Genomic DNA, 25,693 nt, shown 5'->3' on the forward strand with positions numbered 1-25,693 from the left:
TAAAGTTAAACCAGAAGTAAACCGCAGGATAACCGCGATGTAACTTTGCTATTTTATAATTAGAACCATAATAGAAAGGAAGTGTTATGGTTGCTTACAATGAATAACTTAGTCAAACATCGCGGGAATCAAGAAATCTTATCAGGTATCAGTTTTAGAGCTAGACCAGGTAGAGTAACTGGTTTTTTAGGTCCAAATGGGGCAGGTAAAAGCTCTACCCTTCGCATCCTGCTTGGATTAGATCGTGCCACCTCAGGGAGTGCACTAATTAATGGAAAGACATTCGCAGAATTACATAATCCTCTAGCAACAGTAGGTGCTGCGCTTGATGGATTTGGAGCTCACCGTATGCGAACAGGACGAGCACACTTGCGTTGGATTGCTCGTGCCGCAGGATTGTCTAACTCACGTGTTGAGGAAGTTCTGAAGATAGTAGGTCTTACTAATGCAGCTGATAAAAGAGTTGGGAAGTATTCTCTTGGTATGGGAAGAAGACTTGGCATGGCGGCTGCACTACTTGGTGATCCGAAAATATTGATTTTAGATGAACCCGTAAATGGGCTCGACCCAGAAGGAATTCGGTGGATTCGGACATTTTTACGTGAACGTGCCCAGTCTGGAAACACGGTGTTACTATCCAGTCATCTCATGGGAGAGCTTGCAGAGACTGTTGATGATGTGGTGATTATTAAGCATGGAACAATCGTCGCAGATGGAACATTGGAAGAAGTAATAGGTAACCATTCCACGCTAGAGAAAGCCTTTTTTGCCCTGACATCTGAACATGCAGGTGAAGTTGTATGAGAGCTTTCAACGCGGAACTGTCTAAATTGTTCTCCCTGCCGGGCATTTGGCTTGCCTTTCTTATTGGAGCATTTGCCCCAGCGGTCATTACTGCCTTGGACAGTATAGTACAAAAAGAGGAGATAATAGCTGGAGTTAGCACACGGCTATCGGAAGTTGGTTATATCGGACTCGCTCTTGGTGTGCAAGGTGTCATTATTCTTGGTGTGCTTGCTGTCAGCAGTGAGTATTTGACAGAGAGCAGTGAATCTGGTGGAGGAGCGCAGATTACAACAAGTTTAACTGCTGTTGCATCACGACTTCATTTTTTGCTGGCAAAAGCAGGCGCTGTGACAGTGATCAGCATACTGCTGTGTATTGTTGCTATTATGACAACTGTGTCCACAACGTATCTTATTCTTGGTGAATATACCCCTGCGTTTGAATGGTCTAGACTTATCGGTGCAGTTTGTTACTGGACATTCACTGCTCTTTTAGCACTTGGGATTACTTTGCTAACTAAGAATGGCATCATCCCGCTTGCTGTGCTCATGATCAATTCATCCGTTGTATCATTTAGTGTTCTGCTTTATAAGGTTACAAAGTTGGCGCTTTATTTACCCGATAGGGCTGGCCTTGAAATGTTTATGTTTACGAGCGACACCCCGTTTACAGGCAGTTTATTTGACAGATTTCACAATCCTTTCACAGGCGGTTTAATTATGTTTACCTGGGTCGTCGTTATTTTCATTATTGCAGCTATTGTATTCCATAGGAGGGACGTTGCAGCATGAGTGTCTCATCTAGTAGGAAGATAATGCAAATCTTTGGTGCTGAACTGGATAAATTAATTACATTACCATTGATATGGCTCACCCTTATGAGTACATTCATTCTTAATTTAGCTTTAGCTGCAGCTTTTACTTCTGCTGGTCTACAAGGGACAGCGGGAACGCAAAGTATACTGAATATTGGACTTGCTTCTATGGGATATCTTCAAGCAGGGTTCATTATTCTTGGTATCTTAGCTACTTGTTCGGAGTACACTGGCGGACAGATTCGAACTACTTTAACTACGATACCTTGGCGTGGGCTTCAATTATCCACGAAGCATTTAGCACTGGCGATGATAACTATTCCTGTGGCGTTTATTATTGCTGCATCAGGTGTACTCTATACTTTTATTATGATAAGAGACACAGCAGTAGTGATTGAAATAGACACAATAATAACAACATTAATAGGTGCAACAGGCTATCTAACATTAACCACACTTCTCAGTGCAGCTATCGGTGCTTTATTAAGACGAACCACACCTGCTTTAGTGGTACTACTTGGTTATTATTTCATTGTCAGTCCATTGATGAGAATTTTTCTACCTGGTATTAATAAATATCTAAATTATTTTCCGGATACGGCAGGAAATTATATGTATATGCCGCGTTCCCCGGATGATATAAATGTCCTTACACCAATGCAAGGGACAGGTATTTCAATGTTATGGACACTGATGTTTATTACAGTAGCTATTGTATTTTACTGTAAACGGGATGCCTAAGTTTAGGATTCCTTATTTTGATAAAAATTACTGACAAGTTCAATAACTGAAGTGCTAAGAAGTATATCTGCAGTTCAGATCATACATACTTGTATGTGTTTTTCAAAAGCCGATTTTCATCCTTACCTTATTACGTGTAAAGTAAGATGATTGTTGAACTTTCTTATATGTTAGAATATGAAACGGCAAATAAAGAAATATGCTATGCCGATTACGAAAAAAGAAGTCAACCATTTCGTTGGTCGACTTCTTTTTTCTATTGCGCGGTCAAAATTTGTGGACCTTCAGCCGTGATGGCGATCGTATGCTCGTATTGGGCGGCGAGCTTGCTGTCCATCGTCCGTGCGGTCCAGCCGTCCGGATCGATTGTCATGAAGTAGCTGCCCTCGGTGATCATGGGCTCAATTGTGAACACCATACCTTCCTTGATACGAATGCCTTTTCCAGGCTTGCCGACATGCATATAAGTCGGCTCCTCGTGCAAGTCGCGGCCGATGCCATGGGCGAGAAGGTCTCGCACGACGCCAAAACCGTGTGATTCTGCATGCCGCTGAATTGCGCTCGTCACGTCACCGAGTCGATTGCCCGGCTGCGCCTGCTCGATGCCCAGGTCAAGACATTCCTTCGTGACACGCATCAACTTCTCGGCTGTCGGCGAGATCTGCCCGACTGCATAACTCCAGGCCGAATCGCCGAGCCAGCCATCGAGCTCAGCGACCGTGTCGATCGTCACGATATCACCTTCCTCAAGTGGCTTATTGCTAGGGAAGCCATGTGCGATCACATCGTTGGCGGAGGCACAAGTCGCATATTGATAGCCGTTATAGCCTTTCTGGTATGGCTTTGCTCCGTGCTTCAACATAATGTCCTCGAATATGCGCTCAATCTCGTTGGTGGTAATACCCGGTTTGATAAGCGGGGCGATTGTGCGATGGCATTCAGCCACCACTTGGCATGCCTTGCGGATAGCCTCAATTTCATGCTTGCTTTTTAAAATGATCATGTTCGTATCAGGACTCCTTCGTAATAGCTTGCATAGCGAGTCGGGCAATCCGATCGACGTCCAGGTTGGAATTGCCCGCATAGTAGTGCAGTCCACAGCAACCGACCAGCACGGCAAGCATATGGTCGACGCTGTCGTCTTCGCACTGGGCGATCGATTGGAGTGGAACGTACAGCCGCTCCATAAATTTTCTTTTGGCGTGGTGTCTATCCCTTTCAGGCAAACCTGTATAATGCTCCGCCGCCATTTTGTAGACGAGATATGCGCGGGCGTCGGACTGCCACAGCCGGAGTAGCGCTTTACAATACATCAACAACTGCCCGTCATCCGGGGGACTGCCGCTGATGTTCGTCCAGTTTGCAATAACTTGCTCGCACCGCTCGAAGCCGCTTCCTAACACATCTTCTATTAATAGATGCCGGTTGGGGTAATAATGGTATACTGTGCCGTAACCAAGCCCTGCCTCGCGGGCGACGTCGCGAATATCAAAGCTGCCGCCCGTGCGAAAGTAGGAGAGGGCGGCAACGTCCAGGATCTGTTCTCTGCGCTGTATGCGTATGAGCTCATTTTGTTCTTTAGTACGGGGGCACATAGCCTGTCAATCTCCTTTTATAGACCTGCAAATATGTCGATATAAAAATACTAACGCATGAGATGGAGAAATGCAAAAGATTTTAAAGGTTTTCGTTAGGTAGTGGCGCACACAAGCTGGCTGCACCGGAAGAAACTATGCGGCTGTTCCCTGCCTGCAACTGCGTTTGAGCAATACCGCAACTTTGAAATTTTATACTCACTTAACTGGAGAAGTTACTTGAGAAATACAGAACAAGTCCTATATTTACTCGATGAATATAGCCAATAGGGAATTTTTCCGTCAAAGTAGAGACTTTTTGTCATTATAGAGACTTCCCAAATGTGAATTTCCGAACTTTCTTCTTGGTTCAGGCTTAACTCGTTGCGAAATCAAGAATAGGCTGCTCGTATTATGGCAATATAATAAAAACAGAAAGGAGAGATTCCTTTGAGAAGAACGATAGCTGATTCCATTGTGGAATCCCTTCTGAACGCCGGCGTGAAGCGAATTTACGGCATTATCGGCGATTCACTCAATGCCTTGCTCGATGCAATACGCCGTTCCGGAAAAATAGAATGGATCCATGTCCGCCACGAAGAGGTTGCAGCGTTCGCAGCTGGCGCGGATGCCACACTCAGCGGGGCAATTGCCGTGTGTGCGGGTAGCAGCGGACCAGGTAATTTGCATCTCATTAACGGATTGTATGATTGCCATCGAAACCGGGTGCCAGTACTTGCGATTGCCGCACATATTCCGAGCAGTGAAATCGGCAGCGGGTTTTTTCAAGAGACCCGTCCGGACATGTTGTTTCAGGAATGCAGCTTCTTTTGTGAGGTCGTAACCGGGCCGAAGCAAATCCCTCGAGCAGTTACGATGGCGATGCAAACCGCGACGGCAAGATCGGGGGTGTCTGTCTTAGTTCTTCCTGGTGATGTAGCCGCATTCGAATACGATGAAAGCCCGGTTCCGGAACGCGTCATCCATTCCACCCGGCCGATTGTAAGCCCTTCTACGGATGAATTAAAGACGCTTGCTGACTATTTAAACAAAGGTAAGAGGATCACCTTGCTATGCGGTGCCGGCTGTGCAGGAGCTCATGCTTCACTCATGAAGCTGTGCGAGAAGCTGCAATCCCCGATGGTCATAGCGCTGCGGGGAAAAGAATATCTGGAATACGACAACCCCTATTCCGTCGGATTAACCGGCCTCATTGGATATTCTTCCGGATACCATGCCATGATGGAATGTGATGTCTTACTCATGCTGGGTACCGATTTTCCATACCGGCAATTTTATCCGCAAGAAGCGACCATCCTTCAGGTTGATTTGGATTCCTCCCGACTAGGCCGGCGAACGCCGCTCGCATACGGGGTGTGCGGAGACGTGAAGACGACGATCGAAATGCTGTTACCTCTGTTAAAGGAACCGCACTCCCCAGATCATCTGCAGCACTTTGTAGCGCATTATGCCAAAGTCCGCGAGGAACTGGACAATCTTGCAAATCCCGGCCGAGCGCCTATTCATCCGCAATACCTCATGAAGGTAATCAGCGATCTCGCAGATGAGGATGCCGTTCTGACTTGCGATGTTGGGACACCGACTGTGTGGGCCGCCCGATACTTGAGCATGAATGGAAAAAGAAAGCTTTTGGGCTCGTTTAGCCACGGGACAATGGCGAACGCCATGCCTCAGGCAATTGGGGCACAGGTTGCACAGCCGGGACGCCAGGTCATATCGCTGTCAGGGGACGGGGGACTCACCATGCTGCTTGGAGATCTATTGACCCTTCGTCAGCATAAGCTCCCGATCAAGATTGTAGTCTTTAATAATGGTGCGCTTGGATTCGTTGAGTTGGAAATGAAAGCAGCCGGCTTTTTAGAATTCGGAACGGAACTCGACAATCCAAACTTTGCGATGCTAGCTCAAGCCATGGGAATCGAAGGAATACGGGTCGAGGATCCGAATGACTTAGAAAGCGCCGTTCGCCGAGCGTTCGAACATGGCGGTCCGGTAGTGCTGGACGTCGTCGTCAATCGTCAGGAGCTGGCTATGCCGCCAAAGATTAACTTCGAGCAGGCACGCGGATTTACGATGTGGATGCTGAAAGCCGTTTTGAACGGGCAAGGCAACGAAATCATCGAACTGGCGAAAACCAATCTCCTTCGGTAATAAATAACGGCATCAGGATGTGCATTCAAGCGGCTAGAATAAAGAAATTTTGATTAAAGCGGGTCTATGAAATTGATCTAACAAGTATGAAAAAAATTATAGTGTAAGAGGGAAGCGAATTCCGACAAGTACGAGGGGAGACTTTTGCCTACTTAGTGTCTGGTAATTTGAAATATCCCTTTTTAGTTACTGAACCGGTGATTCTTTTGCCGGTTTTTTTTATTTTATCGGAACAAGTTCTTGTCCTTATATGCTATTCTTGAAAATTGGTTTGCTCAAAATCACTAAAAAGTGGTACTTACTAATGCCGGATTTAACATGCTACCATAAATCTCACCATACGACTTTACTTTCTATTAATAAACGATTCGTGTGTGATGAAAGGGGATAACATGAATGCCACTGTTAAATAAAATAGCCATACTCTCTTACACGGCTGCTATCTCATTTGTTGTCTTAATGATAGCGGGTTCGCTGCTGTTACATAATCAGGAGGTCATTTTACCAGAAGTTGCGGCGATGGCAATTGCCATGTGGGTCTACCGGGAACCCGGGTGGATCAGGCAACCATCTACCATTTTTATCGCGCCAACAGTAACTGCTGGCATAGGTTTAATGGTGAATCTTCTTCAGATACCTTATATAGAAAAAGTCATCCTGGCTCTAATACTAATAATGCTCTTTTTGCGAACGATTCGATCTAACCTGGCACCGTCCATTGCAACGGGGTTACTGCCACTCGCGATAGACACTCAGGAGTGGTCATTTGTATTGATTGTTTTCATTTTCACAATCACATTGATGATGGGTGTTCTGGTCTTTGGATTAAATAAAGGTGTTGAAAAAAAGAGGAGTATACAATACAGATACATGCTCGTATTTCTTGCCCTCTCTTTTTGCTGGATCGGTGTATGCTGGGTCTCTGGCTATCAGCAGATCGCAGTGATTCCGCCTATTTTTGTTGTTGTTTATGAGTCCCTTCAGAAGCCAAAGTACAATGGACAGATGGCGTTGAAGCAAGGACTCACGCTGACCTTATCTGTCACGATTGGCACGCTAGTGTTTTTTATGATTGATTTGTGGGTCTTTGCTGCACTGCTCGACATGATCCTGATGCTAGCGCTATCTCGCGTTGCCCGTATCCGTATCCCTGCGCTTTACGCCTTCCCCTTGCTGACGTTTGTTTTCCCTGAAGAACAAGTCATGAAATTACCACTCGTTACATTTGCTGCATGTTTGTTTATGTTTACCTCGGTGCTGCTATATAAAAAGATTGAGCTGAGGCAAACCTGAAAAGGAGGATGGGAATATGATATATGGCCTAATTGCGGCACTTTGTTTTGGTTTATCTGACTTTATGGTTACCCAAGCTACCAGGAAGGTTCAAACATTGCCTGCTCTCTTGTGGATTCAATTGATTGCTTCATTCTTGCTGGGAGGGTATATATTCATGCAATCCCCTCACATGGAAGGAAATCCAGTCGTATGGGTTGGGGCAGCAGGCATCAGCATCGTGAATTTCGCTGGAACATTATTATTATATCGAGCATTTGAGAAAGGGACGTTATCCATCGTATCTCCAATCGGCTCCGGATTTGCTGTTGTGACTGCTATCCTCGCTTTTATTGGTGGAGAACGTCTTCCGTTTAATTCAATCATTGGAGTCATTCTGTTGGTTCTTGGGGTTATAACGGTAACTCGGTCGAGCAAGAGTGATAGCCATCAAGCGACGTTGTCCGGAGTTCCGGAGGCAGCAATGGCCTCCATCTGCATCGGCTTTTACTTCTGGGCGGTTGGATATTTCACGCCCTATCTCGGAGTTCTTCTTCCCGTACTCATCACCCGAGTTGTTCAATTTCTCTGTGCCTTAGTGCTATTGCGAACTAAAAAGATCAGACTTCCCAAGATAACCCTTTCCACCGGTTTTATCTTGATTGTGGCTGCTCTACTGGATTCAGGGGCGTTGCTTTCCTTCAATCAGGGACAATCCCTTGCTTATACCACAAGCACAACTGCACTTACTTCATTATATAGTGTCGTCACCATTCTCATGGCAGGTGTGCTACTAAAAGAAAAGCTTGCGAAAAGTCAGTGGATTGGTATTTCCATTATTCTTCTCGGCGTTATTACGGTAAGCTTGTAGGAAGGGGTTCGTGAAGCTAATGAAGAGACTGCAAAAATGAAGGGAGGGCGAGACGTTTTTCCTTTTCACAGAAGAATGGTTGCAGGCAGCTAGGCTAATAAAAGAAGAGAAGTACGTGAACAATGTCGGTATTGCTTCAACAGTTGTTTTTATAATCATTGCCAAGTAACTATGGCGGGTCATAAATATCTAGATGAAAATAGCGTGTGTACAAAGACGTATACGATCTTGAAGGAAATAAGAGACTGGTTGAAATAGAAGATTACTCCTTTGTGCCTGATTCATTTTAATGAAGGTCAACAAAAAAATAGGAGGTTAGAAAATATTATGAATGGAGTAATCCGGCATTTAAACGACATTAGAAACGATTTCAAATCGGTTTGGCATTACACTCGTGACAGCCAGCATAGCATAAAATGATAGAACAAATAAAAAGGATTTGGCCTCTCAATAGGGAAGGATGGATTTAGGAAACGGCATACAAAAAACAAAGAGACTAACCAAAGACATCAAAGGGATTATGCCCTTTACTTTGGTAGGTCTCTATTTGTTTTGACAGTTCGTTGAATGAGATCGAAACTGCCGGCGGATTAAATGTGCTAGAATGGTTGAGAAAGGAGTTGGTTCCCCAGGCGCATACTATACCCGCCCCTCGGAAAGGTTAAAGCAGATATGGTTGATGGAGAAGGACATTTTATTTTGAAAGCTGAATGGAACCAATCAATTCATTCAATTCCGACTGTAATTGCAGCTGGAGGTTCTCTACGATCGAAAAATTTGTGGCCGCAACATAGTAGGCCTTAATTTTAGAATCGATGGCTTCGGCCTCCGTCAGATGTGAGGTGGCCTCTTTCATTTTTGCCGAGTAGCGTGCTTTGATACCGGCTATTTCGGTAGCATGGGCTTCATCTGTTCCAGGAGCTATAGTCCATGCATACATATCTAGGATCTCATCCCCGTCCTGATCTGGAAAGTATTCATGAGGAGCTGTACTGTCGAAGATAGCTGTTCCAAGTCTCGGGAATATCAGCATATCAAGACTGTTCGGATCAAAGCCGCAATGAAACACTTGGACTTCGATTCCTTTCGTTTCGGCAGCGGAGGCAAGCTTTTTCAGCAGAGTCGATTTGCCAGATCCGGCCCTTCCTTTGATGAAAATCCGTCTTTCCAGCTGAGCGGTCAAGCTTTGAATAAAATCGAAAGCCCCCCTCGGAGTCGCGGCTCCGAAAAACAAGTGACGCGGAGCCGTTGGCGAATCGCTTTCATGATCGGCAAATAATTCTTGAATCAAATCCTGCGCAATCTGATCGGCCTTTGAGAAATCCATGTTTTCGATATAAATTTTTTCCCATTCGTCATGAATCCGCAATGCTGTTGCAAACGTTTCATACGTTTTTGAATAGGTCCTCTCAAGCTTGCCTCTAAGATCTTCTATCGTTATGTTGTGTTCCGGTAAAATAAGACTGTTATCAAACGCTTCCCCGAAATGGATATAGATGATTTCACAGGCCCCGATATCAGAAATCCCCTTACAGACTTGCCCGTCGACAACACCAACCTTCAATTCCGTTAAAATAATGCCATCGAGTTCTTCGGGACGGAGAGGGGAGTGGAAGCATTGCACATGCAAGCCTTTATCCAGCAGACTATCCGCCAAACTTTGAATGACCGTCGATTTCCCCGTACCTTGGGGCCCCGTAAGGACGAATATCTTGTTTAGCCCATCAAATGCGGATTTATACAAGAAATGAGCTCCGTGCGCAGTGTTGCCTTGGGCAAAATAATGAGATGATTTTAATGCCAACTTGAAACACTCCTTTGTGCCTATTCCGATTCGCAAAGATTACAGAATAAGCATGATTGGGATAAGTGCCTATTCAATTGTATATTCTGCATTTTAAAAAATGGTGTTCGTCCTCTCCCATTTTTTCGTTATTTGTTGACGGGACTACAGGAGGACCAGTTTCACCCGGTATAAAAACTCCGGTTGTGTTGTTAGACATGCACCCTATTGTGCTCCATCCATGCCGTGGCCAGTTGACCAACTGCCGAACCTGGACGTCGAAGGAGACAAACTAATATGATAATCGTTAAACAAGTTCTGTTTGCGATGAATGCAAGAGCACCAAAGGGTTTGGTGATTAATCTGCCTCGACAATAGGATGATTAGAAGATTGAGGGTGTTATTACGCCTACGAGACTAAAAAATATCGGTCTTGAAATGTACACGAATGGTTCGTGTGATTACATCATGCGTACTCGTATCCCAGCTGATATGCACGTTCCAGTAGGCCCTCAATATGCTGATTGGATTCTGAAAGCGTGTCGGTCAATAGCTCGACTCGAGATTCCTTCATTCTGGCATAGCCAGCGAGAATAACATTAAGATAGTGTGTCAGCGTTTCTTCACGCTTATATTTGGACATGTGCTCCTGATCTCCGCCAGTCAGGCAGATCCACAGCACTTTCTTTCCATCAGCTTTTCCGAACAAGCCAAGGTTCCATACTTTATCCAGGTACCCCTTAAGCATCGAAGGTACACTATACTGCCATAATGGAAATACGAAGATAAGAGTATCCGCAGCCAGAATTCGGTTCATCTCCTTGCGGACCTCGGGAGTGTGGACTTTGCTAGGATTTAACCAATCTCGTTCATCTTCCAATGTATACACTGGGTTAAAACCATCATGATGTAAATCGAGCAGATCTACCTCATGGTTATTTTTCTTCAAGCCTTCTACAAAACGCTGCATGACCTGATGTGTTAGAGAATCTTGGCGAGGGTGAGTGACAGTAACAAGAGCTTTCATGAGTTAACGACCTTCCTTTGTATCATATTTTCGGCTGCTTCTAGGCAAATCAGTAGTCCATAACCGGTTACAGGTGCTATTATGGATGAAATACAACTTAATGTGAAGAATGCACTTTTAAGTGCAGTAGGTACTTCGAAGTCTATTAGTATATTTTTTATACTGTTAGTGAGATAGGAGTGTTGGTTACTTGAAGAAGTATAACAATGGTATGGATGTCGCACTGGAGATTGTCGGAGGGAAGTGGAAAAGTAGCATTTTATATCATTTGGACACCGGCAAGAAGCGTACCCATGAACTGAGAAAATTAATTCCCGACATCACCCCTAAAATGCTAACACAGCAGCTTCGTGAGCTCGAAAAGGATGGTATTATCCATCGGATTGTACACTATGAGATTCCTCCCAAAGTGGAATATGAAATAAGCGAATATGGTTTAAGTCTAAAAACAGTACTGGAGAGCTTTTGCTCATGGGGTGAGAGTCACATGGAGAAAATTTATGGAGACCGTTCAGCTTTCTTGGAGAAGTAATGATCTACTATTCAGATCGTACCGTACCGCTCAAATCGTCGAAGTATAATTAGGACGTTCTTCGTGTTTCATCCGTCATACTACGGCATCATGTGCAAAGTTATCTTGCATGTGGTGACGTAGTATTTTTTTGTTTTATTTATTTGCTTGTTCATATTCAGTTCATATGCCAGTCATGGGTTTATCGTGCTCACAATCGATCATACGTATAGCACCTTTGCTACCATTTTTCCGGATGGCCGTGTAACGGACTATAAAACAAAGATGACCACCGTAGAAGATCGCAGGGAAATAGGGAATATATGGACACTAGACGTAGAGTTTGTAATCAATCAAATTGAAAAGCTAAATTCAGGTGCAATCGAAAGTCAATTTAAAGGGAAAATAGATTTAAATAACATAGGCGTGATGGGGCATTCTTTTGGGGGTGCAACAGCGTTTAATACAACTTATTTAGATCATAGAATCAAGGCCGGGGTCAATATGGACGGGTCACTAATCGAAGTGAAAAATAGAGATGATATAAACAAGCCGTTTATGTTCATAAGATCGGGGAGTTTTAAAAAATGGTTAGTAGATTTTAAAAAGGATAAAAACCCGTATAACGAAATAACTAAACAACTTTCAGATGAGCTGCACATTATTAAAAATGTTATCAATCAAGGGGGAAGTGCGATTTATATAGAAGGAACCCAACACTTCAATTTCACGGACCTTCAATTCTATTCTGAGTTGATTAAACTGACTGGGATAACAGGAGATATAAATGGTAAAAGAGGATCAAGCATCGTAAATCAATATGTACTCGATTTCTTTAATAGGCAATTGAAAGGAACGGGTGGAAATCTGATTCAAGGGCCAAGCGACAAGTATCCAGAGGTGAAAGTTATTGACCCGGAAGAACTCTAACTGGATTTATATAATATTGAATAGTGAAACACTTAAAAATGACACAAAGTCACATACACATGTTCCATTCAAAGTCGCTATATAGCGGCTTTTTGTTTTTAAGGAACCAAGTTCTTGTCTCAGGCTGAGGATAAGTACATTTTACCATTGCCGAAAAGGACAAAAAGATGGTACCAATGTTAATTAGAATATTAATCTGTTTCATTAAACTAACGGGCAGGTTAACGCAATAATTGTTGTTTGTGATTTAGATAACATAAAGTTAACCTTATGCATAAATAATGTTAATTTCATGTCATTCATTGCTTCAATTGCTCTGATATAATTTTTGCTAGGCAACCGGAACCAAATACTGAGGCAAAGCTGATAAAGGCATCGGAAAATAAAGAAAAAGTATCGCCCCATTTGTTATACAGCAGTGAAGGATTACTCGCTGTATGGAAATAGCTTTTAGGACATGGTGATATAAAAACGATGGAACAGTAGATTTTAATCCATACGGGGATTAATTCAGTTTGCAAGCGAGCAAACATGGGAAAACATAACTTTATAGTGGGAGTGTGAGATATGAAAAAAACATTATTGGCTTGTATTATGATAATGCTGATGCTAGCAACGGCTTGTGGAAATGTTGAAACGACATCAAATCCAAATACTTGTAGTGAGCCTAAACCAGAAACGGAAGAGTCTATTATTCCAAAAAACACATCCGATTATTGTACTGTAGATCGTACGGTTTTGGATAGCGAAACTGAAAAATATTTCTATGGAACTTGGAAAGTTGAGAAGCATTTAGGATTTGCAAATTCATATAATGATGCTTCTGAATATCCAACAGGGCAAAAATTTATTGGAGATGAAATTATCATCAAAAAAGACTTTTTTTCATCAAAGGGCCTTAAAAACTATAATAACTATCAATATGAACTAAAAAATCCATTATATGAGATCACAGCGACATGCTATAACTCTGACTCTTTTTATAGATTATATAAAATAGATATCCCAGACTTAAATATAAATGATGAAGTAAAAGCAATAATTATAAGTGACCCTTCTACAAAAATGAGCATACCTGTAGGTTTAAGCTTTTTAGCTATTAATAATGATAGGCTTATCTTGTTATCAGAGGCAACTATTTTTGAGCTTAAAAAAATTACTGATTAAATGAATTAAGGTTATGTAATGAGTGCTATGCTAAAATTCGGCTTTCATTACATGAACCTGTGCTGCATCGAGCGGCGACGTCGGAATCCGGATTGGCAGCAGGGCTGCGCCGACAAGAAACGTTCAATGTGCAACAATAAAAGGCAGTGATCACTTAGATCAGCTGCCTTTGCTTAACTAAACGGGGAAGTAAACATCCGACCGATATTGTGAAGAATTTGATCGATCGCTGCCGTATTATCAGGATTGAAAAAATTCCGCTATGGACTCATTTGGACAGAACATCTTTTGATGTTATTGGAGGAAAGTGGAAAGGGATCATCCTCTATCATCTGATAGATGGTCCAAAAAGATTTAGTGAATTCCGCCGCCTTTATCCGGATATGACTCAATTCATTCTTACATTGCAGCTCCGTGAGCTTGAGCGAGACGGCATTATCCATCGTGAAGTTTATAAACAAGTACCACCTAAGGTGGAATATTCACTTACATAATTTGGAATAATGTTGGAGCAGATCATTTTGTCCATGAGGGATTGGGGAAACACCCATAAAGATAGACTTTATGATATTCGAGTAATATCAAATGAAAATGGAACCGATTAAAGGATCCATTTTTTGTGCTTTAGATAATAATAATTACTACCACTATTGTAAATATCGTGCAACACATTCAAAATAGTAAGTAGTTTAAACTAAGATTAAACAATCTATATCTGAATAATACGGAGGAATTACGATGGAATTAATTATAAGAAAAGCTACCAAAAGTGATCTTACAGCTATCTTACAGATTTACAACCAAGGAATTGAAGATCGTGTTGCCACACTTGAAGAAGAACAAAAAGATGCCGCATACATAACAAATTGGTTTGCTGAACATGAGGGACGATTTTCTGTGATGGTGGCTGAAATGGATGGTGTGGTCTGTGGATGGGCTTCTCTAAATCGTTACTCCCAACGTTGTGCCTATAATGGGGTTGCAGATCTTTCAATTTACATTGCTAGGGATTACAGAGGTAACGGCATTGGCCAGCAGTTGTTGGCACAAGTTGAAGAGGTTGCTAGTCAAAATGAGTTTTACAAGATCGTGTTATTTACCTTTGCTTTGAATCATCTAGGACAAGGATTGTACCGAAAGTCAGGTTATCGAGAAGTTGGTGTTTTTGAGAAACAGGGCATTTTAGATGGAAAACCCATCGATGTTATGATTATGGAGAAATTGTTGTAGACCAGCTGTTAAATTTGAGCTAAATCTCATTAGTTATATTATGATAGTTAAATTGGATAAGGGGAGAACGGCTATTAATTTTTTATAACTTAATAGATTTAAAGTAATGTCAAACATTAATTTAAATTTAAAGATGAATCCTTATGGATATGGGGTTTTTCTAACTTTAGTACATATGTACAAAATACGGGTTTTGTGCAGAAGTATGAGAAAAACAGCTTAGAACCGCGAATTTATCGATCCATTTTTATTTACAGCATTACGCACCTCTTCATCTGTTAAGTGTGTATCATTGTTGTTTGTACAGATGAATGTCCTAATTGATTCTTTAATCTTGGTACATCGTTATTCTCCAGATGATATCGCGTTGCAAACGAGTGTCTAAGCGAATGTACGGTTAATGAGGGTTTCCCAAAGGCAGTTGCATATTTTTCAATCAGCATTATAAAGCCGCAAATAAGCGGCTCCTTAGTATATATGTTCTTTTTACCAGACACCGGTCTATTTTGGTAAACGCCTTTTGATTTTAGCCTACATGGAACTATTACATGAAAAAGCTATGCGCTTTGACTTGGTTTCTTGCGTATTCTTGTAAGTTCAAAAGCTTCTTTAGGAATTCCCAGTTCTTGAGCCTTTTTCTTTTTAATCACCATGGCTTGTTGTAAGCTAGTGGCTTGAAATTCAACTGTGGTGCCAAGCGGCTCCTCAAATGTATAGTAACTTTTTTTATTAGACATTACTTAGTCCCTCCTCTCGAATGATATTCCTGACTAGACCATCAAGGAGACCTTAAGCAAATTCCTTTATGGCGTCCAATGATTCTTCCGATCATTATTGAAGTGTAAAAATTCACGATTTCGCTTATGATATCCTCAAGCTACGCTCAACCCAAGTTGCCAATGCAAAACCCCATCAACCATACACTTGATAGGGTTTTGTTTAAAAAAGTTGTTCCCTTGTAGCACTAAAAAGCTTAGCTTCTTTCCGAGCTTCTTTTCCGTAAACCTGTAAGTCCAATTAAGCCCAAAAGACCCAACCAGCTCCAATTAGTTCCCCGATTTTCATCTGAGACTGCTTGGGCTCTGTAATTCCCATTCTGAATAGCTGTTGAATTCTCATTCCCCGTTGTATTAACATTCTTTGCATTCAAGTTGTCATGCGTTTGATTGACCGAGTAGTATGCTTGAATTCCAGTGTTTGTTGTATCCTGGTATGCAAATGCTGGAATACATAAAAGCAAACTTAGACATATAACTGATGCAAGAGCAGCAACCTTCTTCATATTTTTCCCTCCAAAAATTATTGGGCGGGTAGCACCCAAAAATATTCTCCCCTTTTCTAGACTTCCTATCCATATAATCTTCAGTCTGCCTTGCTTCGGACAAAATAAAGGCTCTAGACCGCAGTACGCAGCTATGCAATTGGAATTACTGAAATAGCTACGCCAAAACTTCGAGAAACATTGCAAAAGCAATTGAACAGCGCCATTTTGCTTCATGGAAAAATCCTCTACTTTATGCTGGAGCGCGGACTGTATCCCGCCTATGATCTTCACAAACTGATATCAAATGACGTTACTAACGCGAATAAGGCTTTATCCCTGTAAGGAAGCATATATCTTCATATTCATAATCTTAATCGTATTGATTCATAAGATTAAATAATGATATTCCGACTTGTAAGGTCTAAGGTATTGGAACGATATTTGAACCTCAACTCCAAATCCTCCTAAATAGCGTGGTTCATCTTTATTATGTGGAAACGTTGAAATATCTTAATTTTTTGTGGGCATGCTAATTCTTGTTCAAATCCAACAATAAAGGAGCCTATTTTATGACAGGGATTTTAGGTGGTAACCCCAAAGAAGAACCGATGCATTATGGAGAAATTTTTACAGTTTGGCAAGCCTCAATGGTCGCAAAGGGAGCACTCTCTTGTTACAGAGCTTATTTGTATCACGCTGGCGACAATGATCTAAAAAAAATATTAGGAACTATAATTGATCAAGCGGAGCTTGAAATCAGTGAGTGTGATACACTGCTCACAGAGCAAGGTATTGCATCTACACCAGTAATGCCAGATCGGCCCGATGCCAAGCTTGAAGATATCCCTGTAGGAGCACGTTTCACAGATCCTGAAATTGCTGCCAAACTTGCAGCTGATAATGCTACGGGACTTGTGGCATGCAGTCAGGCGATGGGACAATCGATCAGAGAAGATATCGGGGCTTTATTTGCTAAATATCACCTTACCAAAGCAGCAATTGGCATTAAGATTCTGGATTTGAGTAAGAAAAAGGGGTGGCTAATTCCTCCACCTCTTCTAGTTAAAAGACCTGAATCCGTGAAGGCGTAATCCCGCTTACTCTTCATCTTCTTATAGAAGAAGGCCCGCAATCTTTCGCGGGCCTTTTTTGGTTGTCCTACCATCGCCTTTATCAGAATAAGCTATCTATATAAAGGAGGAGGACAACATTAACGTATTTATAGGTTATATTATTTTGGGGCTATCCCTTTCAGCGCCTATCGGGCCCATTAATGCGGCGCAGTTGGACAAGGGACTCCGCGGAGGGTTCATGCCTGCTTGGGCTGTTGGTCTAGGGGCGGTCAGTGCCGATATCATCTACATGCTGCTTGTCTATTTTGGTCTCATTCATCTGCTGAGCGCCCCGTTTGTTAAAGTGTTTTTGTGGTTGTTCGGGTTCTTCGTCCTCGTCTATTCAGGCGTGGACAGCATTAAAAATACAGGTGATATTTCAGATGCTGGAATGAGGGGAAACGATATCTCACTGTCCAGATCTTATCTATCGGGATTTCTGATGTCCTTATTTAATCCCCTCTCCATCCTATTTTGGCTGGGTATCTACGGCTCAATATTAGCCAAGGCAGTTAGCGAGTATCCGATGCAGCAGTTATTGATCTACAGTGGAGCAATCGTCCTTGGGATTCTGCTCTGGGACGCAACGATGGCTGCCGCCTCCAGCCTCTTTCGTAAATTCCTGACTGTCCGTGTATTAAAGGCGATCTCCGTTCTATCAGGTCTGTCGCTGATCGGCTTTGGTTTTTATTTTGGTGTACAGGCTGCACGGCTGCTCTTTTTTCATTAGACCTTGTTCTTGCGCAGCCTGGTACCGGTACCTTTGATTCGAAACTCAGGACCACCGTGCAGTGAATGATATTCATTGGTCTGTCCATCAGCAGTGTGCTCCTTAACTGACTCATCCTTCTTGTTACGGAAGTGTTGAACGATCCAATCACTCAGCGCAATCACCGAAACAATAAGCAGACTGATGTAGAAGCCTGGACGGCTGAGTGCATGAAACAGGGTACCTGCTACAGCAGCCGCGATCAGCACCAGGCCAGCCCAGCGTTTCACTTTGCTTAGAAGACTGGGCTTAAGCAACCGGCCAGAGGAGAGCAATATAAAGGACCAGTTATAAAGGATCATCAATCCGGCAGCCGTTGTAATGTATTCGTACACTTTTGCCGGCAACCACAATGACATCATAATTGCACCCATTAAACCACCTGCGATCAAACAAAGAGCATAGAACGGATATTTATTTTTCCATCTCTTCGAAAAAAACTTGGGCGCATCCCCTTCCTGCGTAAGAGTTAGCATCATCGAAGTAATAGCATAAAGCGATGCTGTCATCGTGGAGAACCCCGCAATGATCAGCACCCCGTTAAACAAATGCGGAACAAAGGTCAGATGGTCACTGCTAAGCGCGAGAACAAAAGGACTTTCCTTTGGATTAAAAGCGCTAAGCGGCACCATTATTACCGCAAGTCCGATTGACAGAACATATACTGTAGCCAGTCCCAGCAGCATCACCTTTCCTGCTTTTGGGGCTTCCTCAGGTTTCTTTAGCCTGTAGGACATAATCCCCAACACCTCAATGCCCCCATATGCATAAAAAGCAAAAATAAAGGCAGACCATAGTCCGATACCTCCTGACGGAAACAACGCCTTAAGCCCAAGTGGAACTTTCGGTGTGAATTTACTGCCGCCTATCCAACCCGCCAGAAGCGCGGCAGCAATAATAAGGAACATCAGAATAGCCGCCACTTTGATAATAGCCAGCATATTTTCAACCCGGTCAAATCCCTTATTGCCAAAAAACACAATCAACAGGCTCACAGCCGCAAACCCCGCAGCGAATACCCACATCGGTACGGCCGGAAACCAAAAACGTGAGAAAATGGACAACGCTGTGAGTTGGCTTCCCATTATCAACAGTTCCGAGAACCAGTATACCCAGCCGCTCCCGAAACCGGCCCAACTGCCGAAAGCCTTTTTGGCATAGGACCTAAACGAACCCTGCTCCGGATGTTCCGCTGTCATTTGTGCCAGTGCATCGTATACGACATAAGTTCCAGCAGCCGCTAAAATATAGGCCAGCAGTACTGCTGGACCGCCCATGGAGATCGCCAGACCTGAGCCCAGAAAATACCCAGTTCCTATAGTGCCTGCTATGCCTAACAAGCTTAGTTGCCACCATTTCAATTTTTTGTCTTCTTCAGTTTTACTGGAAGTTTGCTTCATGAATTCCGTCCTTATCCTGATTAGAATTTGAGATATTTCTCTCTAGAATTCCCCACAGGCGAGATTGTTATTTAAGGTAAACATAATAAAAGAAGCCTGCGAACCAAAAAAGGACAAGCTTATTATTAATTCATAATAGTAATCTCAATGAGATGGTATTCCGTTTACGCCCCGCACACTTAGATCGAGATGTTGGCTGGCTGCCAAACTGCTTTTCTGCCGGGTCGCTCATGTGAGTGGATTACGCGTTTTTTTTGTGTGGACTCCCCTCACAAGCTGCTTATTATTTCCTTAAGATATTCCCTGAACTCTTGACGACAATATCATTTGGCCCCTGGTATGTTATGGCTTTCATGGTTGCACCATTACTATTGTTGTTGTTCTGCATTCATTGTAAGGAACAAGGTAAAATATCCATTAACAAAGTAGAAAAATTTACGTGTTTAATTTTATTATGATTCAAGCAATCTAATTTAAGCTTTAAAAATTGAAGGAGGTAATGAAATGTCATACCAATCCACTCAACAAATTAAAAGCTCTATTCAACAGCTGATTCATCAAACCGAGCAAGCAAGTCAGAATTACCAACGTTTGCTTCAACAAGAACAGCAAAACACCCAACAATTAGAACAATTAGCTCAACGTGAAAGACAAGCTGCCAATACGATTCAATCGGCCCTTCAAGGACACCAGGTTGCTATCCAGCAATTACAATCAATGATTCAAGCGGTTAACCAAATCGAAAGTAACTCCAATAATTTCCTAAATAATAATAACGCAAATATCGGATATAACCAAAACTATACAAATCAAGCACATACGAGTTTAGGTTTCCCCAATCAATTCGCTAATCGTTAATTCAAACAAAAAGAAGCTCTATTTCAGAGCTTCTTTTTGTTTGAATTACATCAACCTGGTAATTGTCCCCTTTCAATTTCTTTGACACTTCTCCGGTTGAGAAATAACACAATTGACGATGTTTGAGCATCTCACAATAATTCTGAAGTGAGCTTATAGTTGATGCGTTACGAACTAGTATTTTCTCTCACAAGCCACCGAGATAGCATGGCTCATTCTGGCCAGAGGGTCCTACAATATGGACAGAACACCATCGGACTAGGTTAGTAGGATTTTGAAAAATAAATCTTTAATTTATAGGAATTATATATATCATAGGTAGCTCATGACTATCTAACTCAATTTTCTAAACGAAATTATGCACTGAATCCAATAGAACTTGATAAGTAATTTGGACCACGCCTTAAAGAAATTCACTATTTTCTAAATCCAATATATATTGAACGTTTGAATTGCTCATCCCAATATGCTCATTAGAACGAAATATCGATAGATGCACCTTAATTCCAGTGGCGGTAATAATATCGTTTAGCGATGTACCGGCATATCCTCTTTGGTTGTAAATTTCAGCCGATTTCATTTCATAATGATGTTTTCCCGTGTACTAGCCCCTTTTTTTTGAGATTCTCCGTGTGAACCTCATTCTAATCATTTATTACAAACAAATTTTACTCAATCCCGGGCTTGCCATTCACCAGAATCATGCTACAATAAACGATACCGTTCGGTCTCTTCTGTTTCGCCGGTTTGGAATAAAAAATAGAACTTATAGGGGGATTTTCACTGACTGTAAAAGTAAGCAATTGATTCGTGCTCTGGAGCACCTAGCTAAGATTACTAGAGAAATAATCACAAGAAAGAGAGAAGGAAAATTCTATGAAGGATGCACTCCACAACACGATGATGGAGGAAAACGAAGTGCCCCTTCTTCCACGTGAAGGCGTCATTATTACGTTGCTATGCATTACCGTTGTATTAGTTACGATGAATACGGCTATGTTTAATTTAGCGTTAAACGATTTAAGTCATTATTTTAACTTACCGTCGTCTGTCGTCTCATTGACGGTCACCGGCTATTCTATCATGTTCGCCATCTCCTCGATCACCTACAGCCGGCTGTCTGATTTTGTTCCATTGAACCGGCTATTCGCCATTAGTCTGGTTTTGACGGGAGGCGCATCGGTTGGGGCGATACTAAGCAATCATTTTTGGGTGCTGCTTACAGCCCGCATCTTACAAGCTGCCGGTGCCGGTGCTGCGCTCTCCCTGTCTATCGTGCTTCTGACCCGTTACGTACCGCTGGTACGCCGGGGAAAATCGATGACGTTCATCATGTCCTCCGTGTCCCTGGGGTTTGGACTGGGTCCAGTAATTGGCGGCTTTGTGGTGCAATATCTCGGTTGGAAGTATCTCTTTGCAGTCACATCCTTGTTGCTGTGCATTGCCCCGCTGCTTATGCGTTATATTCCAAAAGAGTCGCTTGCTAAACGACCTTTCGATTTATTGGGGGTAGTGACACTGAGTGCGGGCACGGCAGGTCTTTTACTATTTTTAACCTATCATCATCCCATTGCTTTGTTGGTCGGAATTTTGGGTCTTCTCGCCTTTATTTTACATATCCGCCGCGCGAAGCACCCGTTTGTGCTGCCTTCGTTATTAACCAACAGAACCTATCTTGTCCTTGCCTTAATCGGGGTTTTCTCCTATTTATGCAACTTTGCCACGCTCTTTTTGTTGCCTCAAATGCTATTGAAACACTTTGGCTTGAGTGCAAGCCAAGCCGGTTTTGTTATTTTTCCTGGGGCTATTTTGTCCACGCTGCTATCAAGAACGATCGGAACTATGATCGACAAGCGGGGAAATAGCCGTATGTTGCGTATGACTCCTATACTCATACTATTGGCAGGCGTATTGTTCGCAGGAGTGGGCACCCAATATTGGATAGCGAATATTTTCGTATACATGCTAATGAATTTAGGTTTTGCTATCATCAGCAGTAGCGTTTCAAATGAAATTTCGCACATATTGCCCTCCTCCCAAATTGGATCAGGCATAGGCTTGTTTCAGCTGATGCAATTTATCAGCGGATCATTCGGCCTTGCCGTGTTATCTAGCGCGTTGGAATGGCAACTACCCCTTTCGCCAGGCCATGCGTATGCAAATTTATTCTGGGGACTGGCCATCATAGCGGTTTTGGCCAATCTGTGCGCTTTCCTGTATGTGAGGCGACTATCCCAAAATCCCACGTAGCTCTCTTCCAACAGAACAACGTATATTTAATTTGAGTAATAACGAATCATATGTCAGTGTTTCACTTGGATCAATAATAATAAACCCCAAAGCTGCAGCAAGATCGTTGCGGCCTTGGGGAAGACAAAACTCGCCTCTTCATTTATTTATTTTATATTACACATTACAAACCCCGTCAATGCAGTATCATCACCATTTGATCGGTTCATTTCTTCCAATTCCTGATGTTTCTTCTCTTCGTCCCATTTGCGCTACGTCGCGTTCATTAGGTCCCATCTCGCTGGCCAAGGAAATAAGCACGTCGTGGTCAGCAATATTCATGCGCTCTGAAAGGTATGCGCGAATAAGACGTCCTGTTAATTCAGCTCCCTTTCCCTCTTTTGCTGCAAAATGAGCCAAACGATGCCCATCGAATGTATTCGCAATAACAACCTGATCATAATTGACTTCAAGTCTAGCCTCTTTTTTAAGCATATTAGCTACTTGTGCTTGCTTGACTTTCATTTGCTCGACACTCATACCCTTTTCACGGGCAAGTTGCTGAGTACTGAGCGTTCTATTTTCTGCATTCGGATCAAGTTGAAAACTGCGATACACAACTTCTACTTTATCTCCCATTGCAAACTTGCCAAGTACATTTCCAATGATTTAAATGTGATTTCCCACAGCTTAAAACCCTAATACAGATCTTTAATATCCATAATTAAGACAAAAAAATTGTAATGCTGCTTGTTTTCCTCATGGCTGCAACCATTGTCGCTCTTTTCTAAACGCTCCGTTTGGATACATTACTTTTTGCAGAACTACAACTAATCTGATCACCTCTTTCAATTGTTATTATTATAGACCTATATTGTCCATAATAATTCATTCAACTTCACTTTGCAATAACTTCCTAGATTTGAATTACAATGAACCAAAGTCCAAATCATGAATTGCAAAGATGAAAGTTGTTTCCAAACCATTCTTTTCTAAACGTTTCTAAGTCATTCGCGTCTGCCGTTAGAAGCTACTGAGCACCAGAGAACTTACGAGAAGTAGTCCGATACGTCGTCGGTGACATACCCTTTCTAGCTGTAAACTGTTTGATAAAGTAAGTATCATATTCAAATCCAGTAGCCCGAGCAATTTCATTAAGGCTCATATCTGTATGTGTCAAAAGATCACTCGCTACCTTCAAGCGATGAGCAAGCAAGTAACCAATCGCTGTATTCCCGCATCTCTCCTGGAACATCTTATTTAGTGTCACACGGTTCAAATGAACACACTTCGTTAGCTCTTCCAATGTAATCTTTTCCGGATAATAGGTGTGAATATAGTCTAGCACTACATCGACAGGCGAGTGTTCGCTATTTTGATTCAATTCCTCGAGCAGTCCCAAAATTTGAATGAGGTACTTCTTTATTCTGCACACCCAGAGGTCATCACTTTGCGCCTGCACTTCCATACCAAGCACGAAGAACCATTCAAACAACAGCGGGTACGCTTTTTCCGTTACACGAGGTACTCCATTATACAGATGATTACTTTGGAAAAGGGAGAGTCCTGTTTGTATCCTCGGCCCTGAAGGAAAGTGATCCTTCGTTTCGGAAAGCGTATTGGTGTTCAGAAATTCGGGATCAAAGCTGAAGGATTGTGCCGATACGTTCATCTTTTCATGTATTTGCACATGATCGTCTTCAGCCAAGCAAAGGATGCCAGGCGCACTAATAGAAATAGGACGCTCGTTTAGTATCCCCTTTAACCTCCCAGACGTAATAAAAATCATCGTAAACCGCTCTGGATATGGAAGAATACTGCAATCCTCCACGGCTATAAATTCTATGTTCACAGTACGTTTTTTGTGTCGGTCTACCTGTGGCATGATGATCACCTATCAAATAGTATAGTTAGTTGCTTCACTTATGCCAGTGTAACATACAAATTCAATGGATATAATAACGCTATAAATCAATACAAGGAGGAAATCATAATGGCTATTAAACCTTTTCATATTCATGTCTCCGATGATATTCTTAACGATCTACAATATAGGCTGCAGCACGTCCGCCTGCCAGATCAGTTAGAAGACTCAGGCTGGGAGAGAGGAACAGATATAAATTTTTTAAAATCACTACTTTCCTATTGGCGGGATCATTACGATTGGCGCGCACAGGAATCCAAGTTGAACAACTTTTCCCAGTTTCACTGCGATATCGATGGAATCGATGTCCACTTCGTACACGAGCGTGGTAAAGGTCCTAACCCTATGCCGATTATTCTTACCCATGGATGGCCTGACAGTTACCTTCGTTATCAAAAGATTATTCCTCTTCTTACGGATCCGGCTAGCTATGGAGGTAATCCTGAGGACGCTTTTGATGTCATTGTCCCTTCATTGCCTGGATTCGGATTTTCAAGTCGCCCTACTAAGCCTGGCTTTAACAATTATAGTGTTTCCCAGATGTGGGCTAAGTTAATGACACAAGAATTAGGCTACACAAAATTCGCCGCTGCAGGAGGAGATATCGGCTCTGGTGTTACGAGATATTTGGCAGCAAGTAATCCTGAACTTTTATTTGGCATCCATCTAACGGATGTTGGCATTATAAGAAGTCTCATGACTTCACAGGATACGGAACTTACTCAAGAAGAGCAGCAATATAAGAAGAACGCTTCTGCATGGGTAGCGAATGAGGGCGGCTATATGTCCATTCAATCCACCAAGCCGCAGACGCTTGCATATGGACTTTCCGATTCGCCGGTAGGTGTAGCTGCCTGGATCATCGAGAAACTTCGGGCATGGAGTGATTGTAAGGGTGACCTGAGCCAAAGATACAGCCAGGATGAGTTGTTGACTCATATCATGATCTATTGGGTGACTAACACCATAGGATCATCTACGCAGATGTATTACGAAAATTCACACTCTTTGCCGCCACTCGGGCACATAGAAGTTCCGACAGGGATGGCCATATTTCCTGCAGACATCGTACTGCCTCCTAAATCCTGGGCTGAGCGTAATCTGAATATCATTCGTTGGACTACTATGCCTGCCGGCGGGCATTTTACTGCCATGGAAGAGCCTGAGGCACTGGCGAACGACATTCGCGCATTCTACAGACCTATGAGAATGGAGAATTAAATAGTAGTCGAGTGTAGCACGGGGATAACTTAAAAGCT

25 protein-coding genes and 3 pseudogenes are annotated in these 25,693 nt (G+C 42.5%); 18 read left to right on the plus strand and 10 right to left on the minus strand.

The window, feature by feature from the left end; translation table 11 throughout:
• Window positions 1–99: 99 nt before the first annotated feature.
• From HPT30_RS06200 to HPT30_RS06210, 3 genes are read left to right on the plus strand one after another with little or no spacing between them, the layout of a single operon-like run.
• Window positions 100–804, plus strand: coding sequence for an ABC transporter ATP-binding protein (locus HPT30_RS06200; RefSeq protein WP_312876307.1), 705 nt, complete (start codon window positions 100–102; stop codon window positions 802–804).
• The gene (locus tag HPT30_RS06205) at window positions 801–1,577 is read left to right on the plus strand and encodes an ABC transporter permease (protein WP_175370565.1); all 777 of its coding nucleotides are present in this window, start codon (window positions 801–803) and stop codon (window positions 1,575–1,577) included. The genes HPT30_RS06200 and HPT30_RS06205 overlap by 4 nt, the downstream gene beginning before the upstream one ends.
• Window positions 1,574–2,341 (plus strand): ABC transporter permease subunit, encoded by a 768-nt coding sequence (locus HPT30_RS06210; protein ID WP_175370566.1) that lies wholly within the window; start codon window positions 1,574–1,576, stop codon window positions 2,339–2,341. Before HPT30_RS06205 ends, HPT30_RS06210 begins: the two co-directional genes overlap by 4 nt.
• A 256-nt stretch (window positions 2,342–2,597) precedes the next feature.
• On the opposite strand, the gene map is transcribed toward HPT30_RS06210, so the two are convergent.
• Together map and HPT30_RS06220 are read right to left on the minus strand one after the other, a co-directional pair.
• Window positions 2,598–3,344 carry a type I methionyl aminopeptidase gene (gene map, locus HPT30_RS06215; protein ID WP_175370567.1) on the minus strand — a complete coding sequence of 249 codons (747 nt, stop codon included), beginning with the start codon at window positions 3,342–3,344 and terminating at the stop codon, window positions 2,598–2,600.
• 7 nt (window positions 3,345–3,351) lie between these two features.
• A complete protein-coding gene (locus HPT30_RS06220; protein WP_175370568.1) occupies window positions 3,352–3,936 on the minus strand; it encodes a TetR/AcrR family transcriptional regulator in 585 nt (194 codons plus the stop codon).
• 429 nt (window positions 3,937–4,365) lie between these two features.
• Between HPT30_RS06220 and poxB the strand changes: the two genes are divergently transcribed.
• The 4 genes and pseudogenes from poxB to HPT30_RS30900 form a co-directional block, all read left to right on the plus strand.
• The gene (gene poxB / locus HPT30_RS06225; protein ID WP_175370569.1) at window positions 4,366–6,087 is read left to right on the plus strand and encodes a ubiquinone-dependent pyruvate dehydrogenase; all 1,722 of its coding nucleotides are present in this window, start codon (window positions 4,366–4,368) and stop codon (window positions 6,085–6,087) included.
• 396 nt (window positions 6,088–6,483) lie between these two features.
• Window positions 6,484–7,380: a hypothetical protein gene (locus HPT30_RS06230; protein WP_175370570.1), complete on the plus strand. Its 897-nt coding sequence runs from the start codon at window positions 6,484–6,486 to the stop codon at window positions 7,378–7,380.
• Between the two features lie 16 nt (window positions 7,381–7,396).
• On the plus strand, window positions 7,397–8,230 hold the full coding sequence (locus tag HPT30_RS06235) for an EamA family transporter (RefSeq protein WP_175370571.1): 834 nt from the start codon (window positions 7,397–7,399) through the stop codon (window positions 8,228–8,230).
• A 153-nt stretch (window positions 8,231–8,383) separates the two neighbouring features.
• A pseudogene (locus HPT30_RS30900) lies at window positions 8,384–8,488 on the plus strand (YjcQ family protein); the annotation flags it as partial.
• A 436-nt stretch (window positions 8,489–8,924) separates the two neighbouring features.
• Here HPT30_RS30900 and HPT30_RS06245 read toward each other — a convergent pair.
• Window positions 8,925–10,034 (minus strand): PRK06851 family protein, encoded by a 1,110-nt coding sequence (locus HPT30_RS06245; RefSeq protein ID WP_175370572.1) that lies wholly within the window; start codon window positions 10,032–10,034, stop codon window positions 8,925–8,927.
• A gap of 445 nt (window positions 10,035–10,479) precedes the next feature.
• A complete protein-coding gene (locus tag HPT30_RS06250; protein ID WP_175370573.1) occupies window positions 10,480–11,040 on the minus strand; it encodes an NAD(P)H oxidoreductase in 561 nt (186 codons plus the stop codon).
• Window positions 11,041–11,251: 211 nt separating this feature from the next.
• Here HPT30_RS06250 and HPT30_RS06255 point away from each other — a divergent pair, with 211 nt between their 5' ends.
• The 5 genes and pseudogenes from HPT30_RS06255 (at window position 11,252) to HPT30_RS06275 (ending at window position 14,878) form a co-directional block, all read left to right on the plus strand.
• Window positions 11,252–11,572: a winged helix-turn-helix transcriptional regulator gene (locus tag HPT30_RS06255; RefSeq protein WP_175370602.1), complete on the plus strand. Its 321-nt coding sequence runs from the start codon at window positions 11,252–11,254 to the stop codon at window positions 11,570–11,572.
• 186 nt (window positions 11,573–11,758) lie between these two features.
• Window positions 11,759–12,481, plus strand: a complete 723-nt coding sequence (locus HPT30_RS06260) for an alpha/beta hydrolase (RefSeq protein ID WP_312876305.1) — start codon at window positions 11,759–11,761, stop codon at window positions 12,479–12,481.
• 567 nt (window positions 12,482–13,048) lie between these two features.
• Window positions 13,049–13,648, plus strand: coding sequence for a hypothetical protein (locus HPT30_RS06265; protein WP_175370574.1), 600 nt, complete (start codon window positions 13,049–13,051; stop codon window positions 13,646–13,648).
• Window positions 13,649–13,869: 221 nt separating this feature from the next.
• Window positions 13,870–14,253, plus strand: a pseudogene (locus tag HPT30_RS06270) (winged helix-turn-helix transcriptional regulator).
• Window positions 14,254–14,386: 133 nt separating this feature from the next.
• On the plus strand, window positions 14,387–14,878 hold the full coding sequence (locus tag HPT30_RS06275; RefSeq protein WP_175370575.1) for an arsinothricin resistance N-acetyltransferase ArsN1 family A: 492 nt from the start codon (window positions 14,387–14,389) through the stop codon (window positions 14,876–14,878).
• Window positions 14,879–15,156: 278 nt separating this feature from the next.
• Here HPT30_RS06275 and HPT30_RS06280 read toward each other — a convergent pair whose 3' ends face one another.
• From HPT30_RS06280 to HPT30_RS06290, 3 genes are all read right to left on the minus strand, one after another.
• Window positions 15,157–15,321, minus strand: a complete 165-nt coding sequence (locus HPT30_RS06280; protein WP_376766997.1) for a tyrosine-type recombinase/integrase — start codon at window positions 15,319–15,321, stop codon at window positions 15,157–15,159.
• A gap of 114 nt (window positions 15,322–15,435) precedes the next feature.
• Entirely contained in the window at window positions 15,436–15,615 is a 180-nt protein-coding gene (locus tag HPT30_RS06285; protein WP_175370576.1) for a hypothetical protein, read from the minus strand.
• Between the two features lie 236 nt (window positions 15,616–15,851).
• On the minus strand, window positions 15,852–16,160 hold the full coding sequence (locus HPT30_RS06290; RefSeq protein ID WP_175370577.1) for a WGxxGxxG family protein: 309 nt from the start codon (window positions 16,158–16,160) through the stop codon (window positions 15,852–15,854).
• 132 nt (window positions 16,161–16,292) lie between these two features.
• Between HPT30_RS06290 and HPT30_RS06295 the strand changes: the two are divergent.
• From HPT30_RS06295 to HPT30_RS06305, 3 genes and pseudogenes are all read left to right on the plus strand, one after another.
• A pseudogene (locus HPT30_RS06295) lies at window positions 16,293–16,484 on the plus strand (spore coat protein); the annotation flags it as partial.
• A 227-nt stretch (window positions 16,485–16,711) separates the two neighbouring features.
• Window positions 16,712–17,233, plus strand: coding sequence for a DUF3231 family protein (locus tag HPT30_RS06300; RefSeq protein WP_175370578.1), 522 nt, complete (start codon window positions 16,712–16,714; stop codon window positions 17,231–17,233).
• A 118-nt stretch (window positions 17,234–17,351) separates the two neighbouring features.
• Window positions 17,352–17,984 carry a LysE family transporter gene (locus HPT30_RS06305; protein ID WP_175370605.1) on the plus strand — a complete coding sequence of 211 codons (633 nt, stop codon included), beginning with the start codon at window positions 17,352–17,354 and terminating at the stop codon, window positions 17,982–17,984.
• Here the strand turns inward: HPT30_RS06305 and HPT30_RS06310 are convergent.
• Window positions 17,981–19,423: an amino acid permease gene (locus HPT30_RS06310; protein WP_175370579.1), complete on the minus strand. Its 1,443-nt coding sequence runs from the start codon at window positions 19,421–19,423 to the stop codon at window positions 17,981–17,983. The two genes, HPT30_RS06305 and HPT30_RS06310, sit on opposite strands and share 4 nt — an antisense overlap.
• Before the next feature lie 504 nt (window positions 19,424–19,927).
• On the opposite strand from HPT30_RS06310, the gene HPT30_RS06320 reads away from it, so the two are divergent.
• Both HPT30_RS06320 and HPT30_RS06325 read left to right on the plus strand, forming a co-directional pair.
• Window positions 19,928–20,281: a hypothetical protein gene (locus HPT30_RS06320; RefSeq protein ID WP_175370581.1), complete on the plus strand. Its 354-nt coding sequence runs from the start codon at window positions 19,928–19,930 to the stop codon at window positions 20,279–20,281.
• A gap of 876 nt (window positions 20,282–21,157) precedes the next feature.
• Complete coding sequence (locus HPT30_RS06325) at window positions 21,158–22,531, plus strand: MFS transporter (protein ID WP_175370582.1); 1,374 nt, start codon at window positions 21,158–21,160, stop codon at window positions 22,529–22,531.
• Between the two features lie 189 nt (window positions 22,532–22,720).
• On the opposite strand, the gene HPT30_RS06330 is transcribed toward HPT30_RS06325, so the two are convergent.
• Window positions 22,721–23,149: a DsbA family oxidoreductase gene (locus tag HPT30_RS06330; protein WP_175370583.1), complete on the minus strand. Its 429-nt coding sequence runs from the start codon at window positions 23,147–23,149 to the stop codon at window positions 22,721–22,723.
• Between the two features lie 391 nt (window positions 23,150–23,540).
• The gene (locus HPT30_RS06335; RefSeq protein ID WP_175370584.1) at window positions 23,541–24,395 is read right to left on the minus strand and encodes a helix-turn-helix domain-containing protein; all 855 of its coding nucleotides are present in this window, start codon (window positions 24,393–24,395) and stop codon (window positions 23,541–23,543) included.
• A 108-nt stretch (window positions 24,396–24,503) separates the two neighbouring features.
• Between HPT30_RS06335 and HPT30_RS06340 the strand changes: the two genes are divergently transcribed.
• Window positions 24,504–25,655 carry an epoxide hydrolase family protein gene (locus HPT30_RS06340; protein ID WP_175370585.1) on the plus strand — a complete coding sequence of 384 codons (1,152 nt, stop codon included), beginning with the start codon at window positions 24,504–24,506 and terminating at the stop codon, window positions 25,653–25,655.
• The last annotated feature ends 38 nt before the right edge of the window (window positions 25,656–25,693 follow it).

Source organism: Paenibacillus agri (genome assembly GCF_013359945.1).
Lineage (GTDB): Bacteria > Bacillota > Bacilli > Paenibacillales > Paenibacillaceae > Paenibacillus_AQ > Paenibacillus_AQ agri.